The 17,345-nt window shown below is 67.7% G+C and carries 17 protein-coding genes; 10 read left to right on the forward strand and 7 right to left on the reverse strand.

Annotated elements, in window-relative coordinates; genetic code table 11:
* The first annotated feature begins 36 nt into the window (after positions 1 to 36).
* Positions 37 to 2,160 carry a transglycosylase domain-containing protein gene (locus ETX26_RS03970; RefSeq protein ID WP_129523366.1) on the forward strand — a complete coding sequence of 708 codons (2,124 nt, stop codon included), beginning with the start codon at positions 37 to 39 and terminating at the stop codon, positions 2,158 to 2,160.
* A 36-nt stretch (positions 2,161 to 2,196) separates the two neighbouring features.
* On the opposite strand, the gene ETX26_RS03975 is transcribed toward ETX26_RS03970, so the two are convergent.
* The 4 genes from ETX26_RS03975 to ETX26_RS03990 form a co-directional block, all read right to left on the reverse strand.
* Positions 2,197 to 3,384, reverse strand: coding sequence for a GNAT family N-acetyltransferase (locus ETX26_RS03975; protein WP_129523367.1), 1,188 nt, complete (start codon positions 3,382 to 3,384; stop codon positions 2,197 to 2,199).
* Positions 3,381 to 4,217, reverse strand: coding sequence for a cupin-like domain-containing protein (locus tag ETX26_RS03980; RefSeq protein WP_129523368.1), 837 nt, complete (start codon positions 4,215 to 4,217; stop codon positions 3,381 to 3,383). The genes ETX26_RS03975 and ETX26_RS03980 overlap by 4 nt, the downstream gene beginning before the upstream one ends.
* 100 nt (positions 4,218 to 4,317) lie before the next feature.
* Complete coding sequence (locus ETX26_RS03985) at positions 4,318 to 4,743, reverse strand: PaaI family thioesterase (protein ID WP_129523369.1); 426 nt, start codon at positions 4,741 to 4,743, stop codon at positions 4,318 to 4,320.
* Complete coding sequence (locus ETX26_RS03990; protein WP_129523370.1) at positions 4,740 to 5,180, reverse strand: PaaI family thioesterase; 441 nt, start codon at positions 5,178 to 5,180, stop codon at positions 4,740 to 4,742. Before ETX26_RS03990 ends, ETX26_RS03985 begins: the two co-directional genes overlap by 4 nt.
* A gap of 119 nt (positions 5,181 to 5,299) precedes the next feature.
* On the opposite strand from ETX26_RS03990, the gene ETX26_RS14230 reads away from it, so the two are divergent.
* From ETX26_RS14230 to trxB, 8 genes are all read left to right on the forward strand, one after another.
* Positions 5,300 to 5,467, forward strand: a complete 168-nt coding sequence (locus ETX26_RS14230) for a hypothetical protein (RefSeq protein ID WP_165271686.1) — start codon at positions 5,300 to 5,302, stop codon at positions 5,465 to 5,467.
* A gap of 11 nt (positions 5,468 to 5,478) precedes the next feature.
* Positions 5,479 to 6,456 (forward strand): hypothetical protein, encoded by a 978-nt coding sequence (locus ETX26_RS03995; protein WP_129523371.1) that lies wholly within the window; start codon positions 5,479 to 5,481, stop codon positions 6,454 to 6,456.
* Positions 6,444 to 7,352 (forward strand): transposase, encoded by a 909-nt coding sequence (locus tag ETX26_RS04000; protein WP_129523372.1) that lies wholly within the window; start codon positions 6,444 to 6,446, stop codon positions 7,350 to 7,352. Before ETX26_RS03995 ends, ETX26_RS04000 begins: the two co-directional genes overlap by 13 nt.
* Positions 7,353 to 8,212: 860 nt before the next feature.
* Positions 8,213 to 8,956, forward strand: a complete 744-nt coding sequence (otsB, locus tag ETX26_RS04005; RefSeq protein WP_129523373.1) for a trehalose-phosphatase — start codon at positions 8,213 to 8,215, stop codon at positions 8,954 to 8,956.
* Positions 8,941 to 10,755, forward strand: a complete 1,815-nt coding sequence (locus ETX26_RS04010; protein WP_129523374.1) for a glycoside hydrolase family 15 protein — start codon at positions 8,941 to 8,943, stop codon at positions 10,753 to 10,755. The genes otsB and ETX26_RS04010 overlap by 16 nt, the downstream gene beginning before the upstream one ends.
* On the forward strand, positions 10,752 to 12,143 hold the full coding sequence (locus tag ETX26_RS04015; protein ID WP_129523375.1) for an alpha,alpha-trehalose-phosphate synthase (UDP-forming): 1,392 nt from the start codon (positions 10,752 to 10,754) through the stop codon (positions 12,141 to 12,143). Before ETX26_RS04010 ends, ETX26_RS04015 begins: the two co-directional genes overlap by 4 nt.
* 48 nt (positions 12,144 to 12,191) lie before the next feature.
* Positions 12,192 to 12,971, forward strand: a complete 780-nt coding sequence (locus ETX26_RS04020; RefSeq protein ID WP_129523376.1) for a tyrosine-protein phosphatase — start codon at positions 12,192 to 12,194, stop codon at positions 12,969 to 12,971.
* A gap of 46 nt (positions 12,972 to 13,017) precedes the next feature.
* Positions 13,018 to 13,992, forward strand: a complete 975-nt coding sequence (gene trxB, locus ETX26_RS04025; RefSeq protein ID WP_129523377.1) for a thioredoxin-disulfide reductase — start codon at positions 13,018 to 13,020, stop codon at positions 13,990 to 13,992.
* Between the two features lie 86 nt (positions 13,993 to 14,078).
* Here the strand turns inward: trxB and ETX26_RS04030 are convergent, their stop codons facing one another.
* The 3 genes from ETX26_RS04030 to ETX26_RS04040 all read right to left on the reverse strand — a co-directional run bounded on the left by ETX26_RS04030 (position 14,079) and on the right by ETX26_RS04040 (position 15,985).
* Positions 14,079 to 14,516 (reverse strand): MAPEG family protein, encoded by a 438-nt coding sequence (locus ETX26_RS04030; RefSeq protein ID WP_129523378.1) that lies wholly within the window; start codon positions 14,514 to 14,516, stop codon positions 14,079 to 14,081.
* A complete protein-coding gene (locus ETX26_RS04035; RefSeq protein ID WP_129523379.1) occupies positions 14,513 to 14,959 on the reverse strand; it encodes an MAPEG family protein in 447 nt (148 codons plus the stop codon). Before ETX26_RS04035 ends, ETX26_RS04030 begins: the two co-directional genes overlap by 4 nt.
* 66 nt (positions 14,960 to 15,025) lie before the next feature.
* Positions 15,026 to 15,985 carry a threonine ammonia-lyase gene (locus tag ETX26_RS04040; protein WP_129523380.1) on the reverse strand — a complete coding sequence of 320 codons (960 nt, stop codon included), beginning with the start codon at positions 15,983 to 15,985 and terminating at the stop codon, positions 15,026 to 15,028.
* Positions 15,986 to 16,132: 147 nt separating this feature from the next.
* Here ETX26_RS04040 and ETX26_RS04045 point away from each other — a divergent pair, with 147 nt between their 5' ends.
* Positions 16,133 to 17,344: a saccharopine dehydrogenase family protein gene (locus ETX26_RS04045; RefSeq protein WP_129523381.1), complete on the forward strand. Its 1,212-nt coding sequence runs from the start codon at positions 16,133 to 16,135 to the stop codon at positions 17,342 to 17,344.
* Position 17,345: the final 1 nt, after the last annotated feature.

Below are 17,345 nucleotides of genomic sequence, written 5' to 3' on the forward strand. Positions count from 1 at the left end.
CGGCGCTGCTGTGTTAAGGACTTAACACAGTAAGCCATGGATCGCATTCTTCCCTGGACTTCGCGCGAGCGGCGCGGTGGCGGCGAGCCGGCCGATCCCGGATTCTATTCGGTGCAGGACGCCTATGCCGATCCCTGGGCCGAGCGGCTCGACGAACTCGACCGCTATATCGACGAGGAACCGAAGCGCGAGAAGAAGCGCAAGCGTCGGCGCTGGGCGGTGCGCATCCTTGCCGGTGCGCTGCTGGTCTTCATCCTGCTGGTCGGGTGGCTGGCGGTTACCGCGCCGCTGTCGCGCTCGCTCGAGCCGATCGCGCCGCCGCAGCTCACCTTGCTCGCCGCCGACGGCACGCCGATCGCGCGCAATGGCGCGGTGGTGGGCGAGCCGGTCGACGTCGCCGAACTGCCGGCGCATGTGGTCGAGCCATTCCTCGCGATCGAGGACCGTCGCTTCTACAGCCACTGGGGTGTCGATCCGCGAGGCATCGCGCGCGCCGCATGGTCGAACCTGACCGGCGGGCCGACGCAGGGCGGCAGCACGATCACCCAGCAGCTCGCCAAGTTCACCTTCCTCTCGCCCGAACAGAGCCTGACCCGCAAGGCGCGCGAAGCGCTGATCGCGTTCTGGCTCGAGGCCTGGCTGACCAAGGACGAGATCCTCGAGCGCTATCTCTCCAACGCCTATTTCGGCGACAACACTTACGGCCTGCGCGCCGCCTCGCTGCACTACTTCTACCGGCAGCCGGAGAACCTGAAGCCGGAGCAGGCGGCGATGCTCGCCGGGCTGCTCAAGGCGCCTTCCCGCCTGGCACCGACACGCAATTTCGACCTCGCGGAGCAACGGATGCGGATCGTGGTAAGCGCGATGGTGGAGGCGGGCTATCTGACCGAGTCGGAGGCGCGCCGTCTGCCTACGCCGCGGCTCGACGTGCGTACCCGCAACGAATTGCCCACCGGCACCTATTTCGCCGACTGGGCGCTGCCCGCCGCGCGCAAACTGACCGAGGGCGGCTATGCCCAGCAGACGATCACCACCACGCTCGACTCGCGCCTCCAGGGCATCGCGCGCGATGTCGTCGCCCGCGCGCCGCTGGGGCAGGCGCAAGTCGCGCTTGTCGCCATGCGCACCAACGGAGAGGTCGTGGCGATGATCGGCGGGCGGGACTACGCGACGTCGCCCTTCAACCGCGCGACGCAGGCGCGTCGGCAGCCCGGTTCGACGTTCAAGCTGTTCGTCTACCTCGCCGCGCTGGAGGCGGGGATGAAGCCGGAGGACCGGATCGACAACACCGCGTTCGAAACCGGCAGCTATCGCCCGCAGAACGCCGGCGGGAAATACTCCGACGACCTGACGCTGGAGCAGGCCTTCGCCCGCTCGAGCAACGTGGCGGCGGTGCGCCTGTTCAATCTGGTGGGTGACGAGGCGGTGATCGACACGGCCCGTCGCCTGGGAATCTCTTCGCCGCTGGCGGCCGGCGACCCGAGCCTCGCGCTAGGCACTTCGACAACGACGCTGATGGAGCTGACCGCGGCCTACGCGGGCATCGCGGGGAATGCCTTCCCCGTCCGGCCCCATGCTTTCGTCGAGGAAGAGCCGGGCTGGTTCGCATGGTTGTGGGACGGACCCGAAAGCCTTTCGCGGCGCAAGCACGAGGAGATGGAACAGCTCCTGCGCAGCGCGATCAATCGCGGCACCGGGCGGGTCGCGATGCTGCGCGCGCCGAACTACGGCAAGACCGGCACGACGCAGGACAACCGCGACGCGCTGTTCGTCGGCTATGCCGGCGATCTGGTGGTCGGCGTGTGGATCGGCAACGACGACAATTCGCCGCTTGCCGGTGTTCACGGCGGCGGGCTTCCGGCCCGCATCTGGCGCGACTTCATGCGCCAGGCGCTGGGCGAGGCCCGCGCGCCCGTCCGCCCGCGGGCAACGCCGAGCCCGGACCCGAGCGGCCCGGTCCAGCCCCAGGACGTCCCCCAGATCGGCGACATACCGCTCGGCGAGGACGGCTCGCGCCTGCAGATCAGGGACAACGGTGTGGTCATCTCGACCGACGTGGGCGGGATTCCGGTGGACGTGCGGCTTGGCGAGGACGGCGTGGCACTCCAGCCGGGCACCGGCCCGCGTGATCCGCCGGCGCAGGACCCGCCCGCCCAGTGACCTGGCAGGCAGTCGGCCAGCCCGGCCCGACGGCTCTCAATCGGCAGCGCCGGTCTTCGTGATCCGCCGGATCGCCGGTATCGCTGTTGCCCAGGCGGTCCGCGCCCGCATCAGGCCGTCGAACAGGAGCCGGTAGCGGCGCGGGCCGATGGCGACTGCACAGTCGTAGATCGTCCGGTCATCGTTCCAGGGCGAATTGCGCTGTCCCCGCAATGCCGGCGTGCAGGTATCGAAATGCATCGCCGGGTTCCTGCCGACACAATCCGCGACGCTCCGCATCAGAAGCTGGCCCGGCGCATAGGACCGGAATGCCTCGTCGAACGCCATCTTGAACCCGAGGCCCCGGTCTCCCGCCTCGAACCAGCTCGACATCGCCAGCGGCCTGCCGTTGGCCGCCAGTTTTGCGAGCCGGATCACCCTGCGCTCCTGCCCCCCTCGGATGACCTCGCGGAACAGCGCTTCGGTGTCGGGGGAGCAGGCCAGCGCGCTGCCCGTCCTGCCCTTCCAGCCTTTCCTTTCCAGCGCGAGGAACGTGTCGATCCAGTGTTCGCAGCAGGCGTCCGGTTCCTCGATCGTCACCGTCACGGGACCATGGTCGCGCTCCAGCCGTCCCCGCAGGCTCCGCAGGCGCGCCAACGCCTTCTTCTCGGACTTGCCGGCCGGACGGATGGCGGAGCCCGGAAATCTCGCCGGCCGCTCGAAACGCTCGAGAACCCGAAAGGCCCGGCCCTCGGCGTCGCAGCAGTCGGCAAGAGCGGCGCACACGGGATCGTCCTGCGCGAAGCGGCGACAGTGGAGCAGCAAGCCCTGTTTCGTATGCGCATCGAGATAGCGGAGCAGCGAACGCCAGAAGCGGTGCGCGTCACGCGGGGAGACAAGCGGCGTGCCGAGAAACTGGTTGGTCGCCAGCCACGTCTGCCAGTTGCGCACCGGCCATCGCCCGAAGCTCGGCTCCGGCACCAGCGGCACGGCGCCCAGCCACGCGCCTTCATGATCGAGCACGACAGCCAGCACAGCGTCCCCCGCCGGCGCCGAATGGCGCAGGGCGGCGTCCATGAACCAGTGCTGCGCGAAGACGTTTGCGGCGCCCGCTCGATCGGACAGCTCCACCCAGCGCCTGTGGTCTCCCGCGCCCAGGCTGGCATATTTCCGCAACTGCACCGCGCAGTCATCCGCCGCACCGCGGGCGGAGACATCGTCGCTGGTGATGACGTAGTGCTTCATAGCAGGCCCACCCGGCGCGCTGCCCGGCCGCCGAGAGCGCGCCAGGTGGGCGTCTCCGGCCAGATCGGGGGGCTCGCGGAGGGGAGGCCCAGGCGGCGTAGCAGCGGGTTCAGAGCGATCGCGTCGGCGGTCTTCCGGCTCCATTCGTTCTGCCACGTTACCGACAGGGACACCGACGGTGTGGCGCCCGCCCGAACCCAATGGGGCGCGGCATAAGGGACGTACAGCGCATCGCCGGGCGTCAGGCGATGCACGGTGCCCCGCGTCTCGAACTCGTCTTCCCACGGCAGCATGTTGTCGCCTGTGCGATGATAGGATTCGTGCGCCCCGGGCGACAGGAACGGCGGCTGCGGCGGGTAGACGGCGAATGCCTTGTCGCCCGAAATCTGGAACAGGATGTTGTATTCCGCATCGAAGTGGAACGGCGTCAGCGTTCCCGGCGCGGAGACGAAGACGAATGCCTTCACCGTCTCGCATGGCCCCGTCAGCGGCACGAAGGCCGGGCCGAGTTCGTCCAGCAGCCCCAGCACGAGATCGCGGTACCGGGGCAACTGCTCGACGAAACGCAGCATGATCCAGTTGCGGCTGCTGCCGATCGCGGCGATCGTGTCGGCCACGTCGCCGCTGTCCGGCAGATCCATGGCGAAGTCGCCGCCGTTCGCCGCGTCGGATATGCGCCGCTCGACATGCTTCGAAGGGAGTTCGCGCGCCGCCTGCTCCAGCGCGGCTAGCGACAGCAGCGGATGATCGGCGAGCCCGTGCCGGAAAACTGCCGAAGCCCTGGGATATACGCTCTCCAGGGCCGCGACGCTTGCTGGCGGCAGAAAAGTCATGACTGCTTCTGAAACAACCCCCGTCCTTGCGCCCGGGGTTATCGCGCAGAACCAAAGAAGCGGTTAATCCTGATGGCGATCGCCTCTGCGACGGTGCCGGCTAGGCATCGGCCGGCGCCATCAGGACGTTCATGACCGCCGTGGCCACCGGGCGCGCGCGATCGTCCTGCCAGGCTTCGACCTCGATGTGGGCATTGCGCCGTCCCAACCGCAGCACGCGGCCGCGGGCGTAGGTCGCGCGGCTCTTGGCCGCGCTCAGGAACTGCACGGTGACGTTGATCGGCTTGAGCCGCTGCTGCCGCCCCTCGCGCGCGAGCGCGGCGCGCAGCGCGGCATAGCCCGCGTTCTCGAGCAGGCCGCTGGTCGCACCACCGTGGAAGACCGTGGGCCGCCCCTCGACGATCTCGCCGAAGGGGACGACCAGCACCGGTGAGCCGCCCTCGATCGAATCGATCGCGATCCCGAGAGAGCGCGCATAGGCGGGCAGGTCGCGTTCGAGCGCGGCAAGAAGGGCAGCGTCGCTCATCGCGCGCCTCCGATCGCCATGAAAACCCCGGCAACGTGTGCGACCGGATCCTCCGGATCGCCGTCGTGCGCCAGGCCACGCACAAAGGCGGCGGAACGCGTCAGGCGGTAGCACTCTGCACGTCCGTTGACCGCCGCGCCCTTTCGTGCGGGCCGCATGTAATCGACCCTGAGATCGAGAGTCGCGATTGCGCGGAACTCGCCCGTCGCGGTCCAGATCGCCATGCCCGAGGCCATGTCCATCAGGCTGACGATGGGACCGGTGGCGAGGATACCGCTGCCGGTCTCGCCCACCAGGTCTTCGCGCCAGGGGAGGGCGAGTTCGACCCAATCCGGGCCATGCGCGACGTAATGCATCCCGAGCCATCCGGGGTGCCCATGCCGCAGCATGAGCGCGGCCGCGGCGTCCGGGTCGAAGGGCGGCAGGTCGCTGGTCATGGCAGCGCTCTACGACAGCGGCCCGGCATTTCAATGTTCTAACACGTCCCATCCCCGCCGGCGTGTCATTCACCGTCGCTGCGGGGCGACGTGGCGCCCGCTCGAGGAGGATGCGCAAGATGAACTTTCCGAAGATCGACCCGTCGTCGCTACCGGCGCTGGACGAAGCCGCAGGCATGTTCGGCAGCCTGTCGGACGCGGCGAGGGCCACGACCGACGATCGCGTGGTGATCATCATGGTCTATCTCTACGAGACCGTCTCCGGATCCGCGCCCGGCCTGCTCTGAGCGGCGCGCCCGTGCGGATCGATCCCGCGATCGAAGCGCTGCGCGAGAACGCCGCCCTGCAGCACCGCGCGCAGGCAGAGCTGGAGCGGATCAAGGCCGACTGGCTGATCGAGCCGCGAACGGCTGCGATGCTGCGGGCGCTGGAACGCTACGATCGGGGCGCTCGGCTTGCCGACTGCCCCCCGCTGGCCGCGCTCGTGGCGGAGACAGATGTTGCACGCAGCCACATCGATGCGCTGACCGGGGCGATGATCGAGGGCTTGCGCGAAAACCCGCTCGGGCACGTTCCCTTCCGGCATCGGTATGGCGACGGCCTTGCCGTGCTCCAGCTAGCCCAGTCCGGCCGGGCCACGCTCTCGCTGATGCTGTACGCGCCGCCCGAAAGCGAGGCGCCGCCGGCTTCGGTCTGCTTCACCGACGGCGAGCGGCACGAAATATGCCTTGCCGGCGCGGCCGAAGCGCGGCGGGTGTCTGCGAAGGAAGGGCAGCGGAACAGGGCCGAACTGACCTGCAAGACCATTCGCATCGCCGCGGGCACCCGCCTCTCGTTCGCCGGTTTGCGCGAGACCAAGCTGGTCGACCGGGTTGAGGGACGGCTGGTACTGCTCCGGCTTGCGCGTCAGGCGGCTGCGCCGCGCCCCAGCGTGGAGTACCGGCTTTCCGATGGTGCGCTGCTGCATCGGGCGGCGGGCGCATGCGACGAGAGCCGACGAGAACTGATGCTCGCACTGCTCGGCGCAATGCAGCGGGAGGACGCGGTGCCGGCGATCGCCCGCTTGGTCCGGACGGGCAGCGACAGCCTGCGGTGGCAGGCCCTGCGCGAATGCCTGGCGCTCGACAGCGCGGCGGGCTTTCGCGAGCTGTCGCAGCTGGCTCGCGATGCGGCCGATCCCCTTCATGGGCCGGCGTGCGCCCTGCGCACCGAGCTGCTTGCGGGTTATCCGCAACTTGCCGCCGCGGAAGGGGAACACCGGCCATGCCGCGCGTGATGGCGGAGGTGAAGGAGGCCTGGTCGTGCTCGCTGGGCGAGGCGGTCGAGGCGCTGGACGCTCACGGCTTCGACCCGCGCGACGAGGACAGCCTGGCGCATGGCGCGCTGTGGCTCCGGCGCCTCGGCAACGATCCGCATTTCCTCGGCGATCTGATCGTCGAGACGCTCGCCGCTTGCGGCGCCCGGGAAACGGCCGAGAGCGCCTATGGTCCGCAGGCGATCGTGCTTTCGGGCATGCGCGAGGGCTTCTTCCTGCGTGCGAACGTCTGGCCGTCGGAGCGCGATCATGCCTTTCGTACCAGCGGCGCGCGCAGCTTCGTCTACGGGATTCCGCACGATCATAATTTCGACTTTCTGACAGTGGGTTACTTCGGACCGGGCTATAGCAGCGACTACTACGAGTACGACTACGAGGCGGTCGTGGGCAGGTGCGGCGAGACGGCGGAGCTGCGCTTCGTCGAACGAAGCACGCTGAGCCCCGGCAAGCTGATGCACTACCGCGCGCACCGCGATGTTCACCGGCAGCTGCCGCCCGAAAGCCTCTCGGTTTCGCTCAACATCGTCGCGGCCAATCCTGCTGCCGGATGGTTCGACCAGTATGGCTTCGATGTTGCGGCGGGCACGGTAACCGGCGTCCTGAACCCGACCGCAACCGAGGTCTTTCTGCGCCTCGCGGTCGGGTTGGGCGGGGCGGAGGCGCTCGACATGGCGCAACGATTCGGTCGGCTTCATCCCAGCGATCGCCTCCGGCTCGCCTGTTTCGAAGCGAGGGCGAACGCGGCGGGAAGCCCCGCAGCCGCCGATGCCGTTTGGCGAGAGGCCGAACGCTGCGGCAGCCGCCTCGTCGCCGAGGAAGCGCAAACCCGCCGCCGGGGGCTGTCGACGATGAGGTAGCGTGGAGGAGACGCGGCCGATCCGGCCCTGCCTCCGGCGGCCGCCGGATTGCTCGCCGCAAGACATTGCGCGCGAATGGGCTCACGTCGCGACTAGGGATGACAAGGCGGCGAAACGGGAGGAGACCGGCAAACCTTGCTCTTGACATTCGTAACCAAATAGGTTAGCAACGTCGCCGCCCCTGAACCTCACAGGGGCACGAGGACCGGGAGCGGGCGAGACCGGCTTGCCTCCCCTCCTTCGCCGTCCGGCTTGCCGGGCGGCGACGCGGCCGGCGCGGGTGCGCGTGGGCGGGCGGTCATGGTCAGACCGTCGAGCTCGACCCGAACCTACAGCCGGAAGCCGCGATTCGGATGTGCGCCCCAGCGCCTGCCGGGCATCCTGCCAAACGTGGCAGGCTCTCCCGCGGCAAGGCGGACGCGGGCGCCGGTGGCGCGGCGGATCAGCCGCGGGGCCGGGGGGACTGTGCGCGAGCTCTTGCCCTCCGCCTGCCGATCGCTGTGAAACAGAGCCGAGCCGGACGCGCCGCGGATGAGCGTACTCCGGCCGTTCGCAGACAGGACAAATCGCCGCCCGCCTGCCCCATATCCAGCGCACGCCCCTGGCGACGCGCCGGCCGCGCGGTTCCTTTGTTTCCCATGGCGTCATGTCCGGGTTCGCCGCCGGATGACTTCGCATGTCCGCCGCCGTCGCAGCCGTGCCCGCACCTTCGGCCGTGCAAACGGCACAGCGGGTGTCGCGCTCCTCCATGGTCGAACAGAAAGCTTCGCGCTTTCCCGTCACGGCCTGCGGACCGGGCAACCCAAGGAAATCGTATTCGCGTTTGACCTCGCGCGCCGCGCGGGTAAGAGGCAGCGCGGATGAGCGATGTGATCGACCTTCCTCCGCCGCCGCCCCTGGGCCGGTTGGCGGGCGCGCGCGAAATCGCGCTGTTTCTCGACTTCGACGGCACTCTGGTGAACCTGGCGCACGCGCCGGGCGCGATCGACGTGCCGCCCGATCTCGGCCCGCGGCTGCGGGCGCTGGGGGATCGTCTTGGCGGGCGGCTTGCGCTGGTCTCGGGCCGTTCGCTCGAGGATCTCGGCGGACATTGTCCGATCGACGGGATCGCCTGCGCCGGCTCCCACGGCGCCGCGCGCAGAGATGCCGCGGGCGTTGCGATTGGCGACCCGGCGCTCGCAATCGCGCCCGGTGCCCTCGAGGCTCTGCGCTCCGGCGCGCGCGAGCTCGGCCTGATGCTGGAGGCCAAGCCACACGGTGCGGCGCTGCATTATCGCGCCAACCCCGAACGCGCCGCGCTGGCGGAGGCGCTGGCGGACGAAGTCGCCGCCCGGTTCGAGCTCGCGATCAAGCCGGGCAAGGGCGTGGTCGAGCTCACCCAGACCGGCGCCGACAAGGGCGGTGCCGTGCGGGCTTTCCTCGCACTGCGGCCGTTCGCCGGCGCTCTGCCCGTGTTCGTCGGGGACGACGTGACCGACGAGGATGGCATGATCGCATGCGAGGAGGCAGGCGGCTTCGGCATCCTCGTCGGCGATCGCGCGCCCACTGCCGCGCGCTATCGCCTGCCCGACGTTCCCGCCGTCTACGAATGGTTGAGCCTGTGACCGATCCGCATCAAACCTCGCTCGAGCTCTGGCCCATCGGGAACTGCCAGGTCAGCGGCCTGATCGACCGCGAGGGCGCGCTCGTCTGGGGCTGCGTGCCGCGGGTGGACGGCGATCCGGTGTTCTGCTCGCTGCTGAACGGCGACGAGGAGGACCTCGGCGTCTGGCGCTTCGAGCTCGAGGGACAGGTCGCCGCCACCCAGTACTACGAGCGCAATACTCCGATCCTCGTCACCCGGCTCGAGGCGGAAGACGGCAGCGCGGTCGAGATCCGCGACTTCTGCCCGCGCTTCGAACGCTCGGGCCGCATGTACCGCCCGGTCGCCTATGTCCGCATCGTTCATCCGATCGCCGGCACCCCGCGGATGAAAGTGGTGCTGCGTCCGGCGCGGAACTACGGGGCGCAGCTCGCCGAGACGACCAACGGCACCAACCACATCCGCTATCTCGTCGGCGGGCAGGCCATGCGCATGAGCACCGACGCCCCGGTCGGCTATGTCCTTTCCGGCCGCACCTACCGCGTCGAGAGCGACCAGCACTTCTTCCTGGGCCCGGACGAGCCGTTCTCCGGCAACCTGCGCGCCGAGTTGCGCCAGATGGACGAGCTGACGCGCAAGTACTGGACGCTGTGGGTGCGCGGTCTGCACATTCCGCTGCAGTGGCAGGACGAAGTGATCCGCTGCGCCATCGCGCTCAAGCTGTGCCAGCACGAGGAGACCGGCGCGATCGTCGCGGCACTGACCACCTCGATCCCCGAGGCGCCGCACAGCGAGCGCAACTGGGACTACCGCTTCTGCTGGATTCGCGACTCCTACTTCACGGTTCAGGCGCTCAACCGGATCGGTGCGCTCGACGTGCTCGAGAAATACCTGTCCTACCTGCGCAACATCGTCGATTCGGCGCAGGGCGGGCAGATCCAGCCGCTCTATTCGGTGATGGGCGACACCGTGCTCGACGAAAGCACCGCCGCGCACCTAGCCGGCTATCGCGGCATGGGACCGGTGCGGATCGGTAACGCGGCCTATTTCCAGGTCCAGCACGACTGCTATGGCCAGATCGTCATGCCGACCGCGCAGGCGTTCTTCGACCGGCGGCTGCTGCGCATGGGCGACGACCACGACTTCGCCAGCCTGGAGAAGGTGGGCGAGATGGCGTGGAAGATGCACGATCAGCCCGACGCCGGCCTTTGGGAATTCCGTACCCGGCAGGAGGTGCACACCTATTCCGCGGTCATGTGCTGGGCGGCCTGCGATCGTCTTGCCAATGTCGCGGCCCATCTGGGCAAGGGCGATCGGCACCGCCTCTGGCGTGAGCGGGCAGACGCGATACGCGAGCGCATCGAGCAGGAGGCGTGGGTCGAGGGCGAGGCTGGCGGGCACTACGGTGCCAGCTTTCAGAGCGACTATCTCGACGCCAGCCTGCTGCAGATGGTCGAGCTGCGCTTCCTGCGGCCCGACGACCCACGCTTCCGCACGACCTTTGCCGCGATCGAGAAGGCGCTGCGCCGCGGGGAGCACATGCTGCGCTATGCCAGCGAGGACGACTTCGGCCTGCCCGAAACCGCGTTCAACGTCTGCACCTTCTGGCTGATCGAGGCGCTCCACATGGCCGGCCGCGACGAGGAGGCGCGCGGCCTGTTCGAGACCATGCTGTCGCACCGCACGGCTTCCGGAATGCTCTCCGAAGATCTCGATTTCGACACCGGCGAACTGTGGGGGAACTTCCCCCAGACCTACTCGCTTGTAGGGATAATCAACTGCGCCGGCCTGCTGTCCAAACCGTGGAGTGAAGTGCGATAAGTCGTCTCGTCGTCATATCGAATCGGGTCGCCGTCCCCAAGGCTCGCGGGGTCGCGGGGGCACAAGGCGGTCTGGCGGGGGCGCTCAACGCGGCTCTCAAGAAGCACGGCGGCATCTGGTTCGGATGGTCCGGGCAGGAGTGCGAGGAGTTCACCGGCGATATCAACATGCAGCGGCACCAGGGGGTGACCACCGCCACGGTCGACCTGCCGCACCAGGACGTCGAGGAATACTACAACGGCTACGCCAACGCGACGCTGTGGCCGCTGTTTCATTTCCGCCTCGACCTGACCGAATACGAACGCGAGACGGGCAGGGGCTACGAACGCGTCAACGAGCGGTTCGCCGACAGCGTCGGGCCGCTGATCGAGCCTGACGATCTCGTCTGGGTGCACGACTACCACCTGATCCCGCTCGGCGCGCGCCTGCGCTCGCGCGGGATCAGGAATCGCATTGGCTTCTTCCTCCACACGCCCTGGCCGCCGACGCGCCTGTTCGTCTCGCTGCCGTTCCACGAGCGGCTGGTTCAGACGATGCTCGAATACGACCTGATCGGCTTCCAGACCGAGGAATGGCTCGAGAGCTTCGTCCACTATTGCGAGAAGGAACTCGGCGCCGAGGTGGACGAGGCGACGGGGACGATCACCTACGAAGGCCGGGAAACGGTGGCGCGGGCCTATCCGATCGGCATCGATTACGAGCACCTTCGGGCGCAGGCCGACACGGGGGAGGCGCGGCAGGCGGCGCAACGGCTGCTGTCGAGCACGCGGCGGCGCACGGCGATGATCGGCGTCGACCGGCTCGACTATTCCAAGGGTCTGCCGGAACGGATCGACGGAATCGGGCGCTTCTTCGACAACTATCCGGAGCGGGTGCGCGACATCGTGTTCATCCAGATCGCTCCGCCGAGCCGCGAGAACGTCGAATCCTATCAGGTCATCCGCGCGACGCTCGAGCAGAAGATCGGCCAGATCAACGGCGCGCGCACCGAAGTCGATATCGTGCCGATCCGCTACGTCAACCGAGGCCACACCCTGGCCGAATTGTGCGGTTTCTACCGTGCGGCGAAGATCGGCCTGGTCACTCCGCTGCGCGACGGGATGAACCTCGTGGCCAAGGAATACGTCGCGGCGCAGGACCCGGAGGATCCCGGCGTCCTGATCCTGTCGCGTTTCGCTGGGGCCGCGCTGCAGTTGACGGACGCGGTGCTGGTGAACCCGCACAGCCCCGACGATCTCGCGCACGCGATCCACACTGCGCTCGACATGCCCCTCGAAGAGCGCCGGCAGCGGTGGGAAAACATGATGGAGACGGTGACCAGGGACAACGTTCAGCAGTGGACCGAAACCTTCACTTCCGACCTTGCGGGGCGCGGGGCCGCGCACTGACCCGCTGCGGCTTGTGCCGCGCCGGGCGAGATGGCAGGGGCCTCCTCCATGAACAACCAGCGTGTCGTCGCGCTCGAGGGCGTGCACAACTTCCGGGACTATGGCGGCTATCCGATCGCTGGCGGCGGGCGCATGCGGAGCGGACTGCTCTACCGATCCGGCCAGCACGTCGGCGCGAGCGATGCCGATCTCGCGGTGATCGCCACGCTCGACTTGCGCCACGTGATCGATTTTCGCGGGGAAAGCGAGCGGCAGAACTATCCCTGCCGCCGAGCGGACGGCTTCTGCGCCGAGATCATCGCCTACGAGGGGGAGACCGCCAATCTCGCCCCTCATATCGAAGCCGCAGGCGGCGTCCTCACGCGCGAGGGCGCGCACCGGGCGATGGAGCGCATCTACCGCAACCTTCCCAACCGCCAGCCGGTGCTGTGGGTCATGCGCCGGTACTTCGCGACGCTGGCGCGGGGAGAAGGGGCGAGCCTCGTCCACTGCCTCGCGGGCAAGGACCGCACCGGCATGGCGGTAGCGCTGCTTCATCATGCGCTCGGCGTGCACCCCGACGACGCGATGGAGGATTTCCTCCTCACCAATGTCGCCGGCAACATCGAGGCACGCATCGCTGCGGGCGGTGAAACGATACGGGCCAAGTACGGTGCAGTCGACGACGAGACGATCCGCATACTGATGGGCGTCGACGCGCGCTATCTCCATGCCATGCGCAAAGCTGTGGAGGAGGCGCACGGCTCGCTCGACGCCTTCCTCGCCGATGTGCTGGAGGTGGACGAGGCCCGGCGCGAGGCGCTGCGCTTGCATCTCGTCGAATCCTGACCCACCTGAGGGTCGGATCGTCATTCAATCGGAACGGAAATCTCGCATGGCTACCCACCGCACCAGGATGCTCATCATCGGCTCCGGTCCCGCCGGCCTCTCGGCCGCGATCTACGGCGCGCGCGCGATGATGGAGCCGATCGTGGTGCAGGGCCTTCAGCCCGGCGGGCAGCTCACGATCACCACCGACGTCGAAAACTATCCCGGCTTCAAGGACGTGATCCAGGGCCCGTGGCTGATGCAGGAGATGCAGGCCCAGGCCGAGCATGTCGGCACGCGCATGATGTGGGACACGATCGTCTCGGTCGAGGTCGACAAGGGCCCGCCGTTCCGCGCGATCGGCGACAGCGGCGACGAATATATTGGCGACACGCTGGTCATTGCGACCGGCGCGCAGGCCAAGTGGCTTGGCGCGCCGGGCGAGCAGGAACTGGGCGGCAAGGGCGTTTCCGCCTGCGCGACCTGCGACGGGTTCTTCTATCGCGGCAAGAAAGTCGCGGTGATCGGCGGCGGCAACACCGCGGTGGAGGAAGCGCTCTACCTCACCAACCATTCTGACGACGTGACCCTGATCCATCGCCGCGACGAACTGCGCGCGGAGAAGATCCTGCAGGAACGGCTGTTCAAGTCGGACAAGATCTCGACCCTGTGGAACAAGGCGGTCGAAAGCTTCGAGGGGGATCCGGCATCGGGCGGACTGACGCACCTCGTGCTCAAGGACACCGTGACCGGCGAAATCTCGAAGCTTGAGGTCGACGGCGCCTTCGTGGCGATCGGCCATGCCCCGGCGACCGAGCTGTTCAAGGGCAAGCTCGAGATGGACGAGAGCGGCTACCTGATCGTCGAGCCGGGCACGCCCAAGACCGCGATCCCGGGCGTTTTCGCCTGCGGCGACGTGATGGACCACACCTACCGCCAGGCCGTCACCGCCGCCGGCACCGGGTGCATGGCCGCGCTCGACGCCGAACGTTTCCTCGCGACGCTGGAGTTCGCGAAGCAGGAAGCCGAGGCGGCGGAGTAGCGAGCCCCAGCGCAGGCTGGGGCCTCCCTCCACCGGCGGAGCACCAGCGGCCTGAGGTCCCAGCCTTCGCTGGGACGCATCGCGCGTCAGATAAACTCGAACACCGCCATCGCCGCGTGCACGATTAGCGCGATCAGCACCAGGCTCGACAGCGCGAACAGGACAAAGCGCACCATCACCTTGTTCGCGGTGGCCTGCACCAGCGAATGGATCACGCGTAAGCCGACGTAGATCCACGCCAGCAGCGCGTTCGTACCGTCGCCCTGGCCGATGATCGCGAGAACCAGCCCGACCGCGTAGAACACGGTGGGCGCTTCGTGCAGGTGGTTGTAGTTGTGCGCTTTCCACTGGACCTCGGGCGGAAGCGACCGGTCGAGCGACGCGTCGGGATCGCGCGTCATCTGGTCGGGATCGATCTTCGCGCGGCTCATCGCCGGAATACGCGTCACGTACATCCACAGCCACATGACCATCGTCCAGGCCATGAGCGCGACGAGCGGTTGCAGGATGGCCATTCCGATCATGCGGCGACTCCCGGTTCTGCAGAAAGTGTGAGTATCAAGGCGCTGACCGTCAGCACGGCGAGGCACGCCGTCGAGAGCATGAACAGCAGGAAGCGCACGTTCACCTTGTTGACCGTCGCCTGCCAGACCGAGTGGATCACACGGATAGCAACGTAGGCCCAGGCGAACAGCACGTCGTGCGCCTGCGGTCCCATGATCGCGAGTATCGCGACCACCGCGTAGAACAGCGTCGGTTGCTCGAGCAGGTGAGCATAGTTGTGCGACTTCCAGTTGATCCGGTCGTCGATCACACCTTCGAGATCCTGCCCGCGGCCGCCCGGCTTCGCATTGGCCATTCCGCCGATCTTCGAGAGCGCCGGCAGCCGGGTAGCGGCCATCCAGACGAGCATGACGAGCGTCCAGCCCACGAGAACGGCGGCCGGTGCGAGTATCTGTGCCTGCATAGAGAAATCCCCCTCCTGCGAGCCGCGAAACTGCGTTGCCGAAAGGCAGAAGTCAAACTGTGAGAATCACTTCGCCCCTATCGTGACGGCGAAGCTTTCCGGATCGCAGTTGCCGCCAGTCAGCAGGATGACCGTATGCTCGTCGACCGGCACTTTCCCGGCGAGCACGGCCGCGAGCGCCGCCGCGCCGCCCGGTTCGACCACCAGCTTCAGCTGCGCGAAGGCGAAGCGCTGTGCGGCGCGCACTTCCTCGTCGGTCACCGAAACACCCGGCTCGCTACGACCGCGCAGTACATCGAGGTTGATCGGCTTCGTCGCGCTGGGCTGGAGCGCATCGCAGATGGTCTTCGGCGCATCGGGCGCGGCGTGGACGATCTCGCCCGCGGCAAGGCTCCGCCCGACCATGTCCCAGCCGACCGGCTCGACCGGAACGATGCGCGCCGAAGGGCAGGCGAGCGCGAGCCCGGCGCTGAGACCGCCGCCGCCGCAGGGCGCGACGAGGCGCGAGGGCTCGCGGCCGAGCTGCTGCGCGATCTCGATACCGGCGCTGCCCTGACCCTCGATCACCCACGGATCGGCGAAGGCGTGGACCAGCACCGCGCCCCGCCGCTCGACCTCGCGCGCGGCGACCTCGTCGCGGTCCTCGCCGGGCCGGTCGTAGAGCACGATCTCGGCCCCGAGCGCGCGGGTCGCCTCCAGCTTCACCTTCGGCGCGTCGCGCGGCATGACGATGGTTGCGGCAATGCCGAGCCGCCTGGCGGCCCAGGCAACGCCCTGGGCGTGATTGCCGCTCGAGACCGCGACCACGCCCCGTGTGCGCTCCTCCTCACCGAGATCGCTTAGCCGGTGCCAGGCGCCCCGGATCTTGAACGCGCCGATGGGCTGTAGCACCTCGGCTTTCGCCCACAGGCGCGTGCCGCCGATCTCCAGCGGCAGCAGCGGGGTGGGCGGAAGGATTTCGGCGATCTTCGTGGCGGCGCGCAGCACGCCTTCGCGGGTCGGCTTTCGAATCGTCTCGTGGATCATGTTGCCCTGCTAGCGCATTTCCCTATGTGAGCCGTCGTTATTCGCGAGTCCCCGCGCAGGCGGGGACCTCGGGCAGGCAGTGGACGACCAGGCGGCCCGAGGCCTCCGCCTTCGCGGAGGCTCATCAGCAGTAGGATTGGAGCAATTATGTCGAAAGTGCTGGTAATCGGTGCAGGCGGGGTCAGCTCGGTCTGCGTGCACAAGATGGCGATGAACCCCGACATCTTCAGCCAGATCCACCTTGCGAGCCGCACGAAAGCCAAGTGCGACGCGATCGCCGACTCGGTGAAGGAGCGTACCGGCCAGCAGGTCGCGACGTACGAGATCGACGCCGAGGAAGTCCCGGCAATGGTCAATCTGATCAGGAAGGTCGAGCCGAGCCTGGTGGTCAACCTCGCCCTGCCTTATCAGGATCTGCCGATCATGGACGCCTGCCTCGAAGCCGGCGTCGACTATCTCGACACCGCGAACTACGAGCCGAAGGACGAGGCGAAGTTCGAATACAAGTGGCAGTGGGCCTACCACGACCGCTTCAAGGAGGCCGGGATCATGGCGCTGCTCGGCAGCGGCTTCGACCCGGGCGTGACCAGCGTCTTCACCATGTGGCTCAAGAAGCACAAGCTGAAGACCATCCGCCAGCTCGACATCCTCGACTGCAATGGCGGCGATCACGGCCAGCATTTTGCGACCAACTTCAATCCCGAAATCAACATCCGCGAGATCACCGCGCCGGCGCGCCACTGGGAGAAAGGGAAGTTCGTCGAGACCCCTGCGCTGGCAGAAAGGGTCGAGTTCAACTTCGAGGCGGTCGGCCCGAAGAACATGTACATGATGTACCACGAGGAGCTGGAAAGCCTCGCGAAATTCGTCCCTGAGCTGGAACGCGCGCGCTTCTGGATGACCTTCGGCGATCAGTACATCACGCACCTGACCGTGCTGCAGAACGTCGGCATGACCTCGATCGAGCCGATCCGCTACCAGGGCAAGGACATCATCCCGCTGCAGTTTCTCGCCGCCGTGCTGCCGAAGCCCGAGACGCTGGGCGAGACGACCAAGGGCAAGACCAACATCGGCGTGATCGCGACCGGCGAGGCGCTCGATGGATCGGGGGAGAAGACGTTCTACATCAACAATATCTGCGACCACGAGGATGCCTACGAGGAAACCGGCAACCAGGCGGTCAGCTACACCACCGGCGTTCCGGCGATGATCGGCAGCGCGATGGTGCTTCAGGGCACGTGGAAGGGAGAGGGTGTGTTCAACATGGAGCAGTTCGATCCCGATCCGTTCATGGACATGCTGAACGACCACGGACTGCCGTGGAATGTGAAGGAGCTCGACGGGCCGGTGGACTTCTGAC

Origin of the sequence: Pelagerythrobacter rhizovicinus, from assembly GCF_004135625.1 — a bacterium.
Classification (GTDB): Bacteria; Pseudomonadota; Alphaproteobacteria; order Sphingomonadales; family Sphingomonadaceae; genus Pelagerythrobacter; species Pelagerythrobacter rhizovicinus.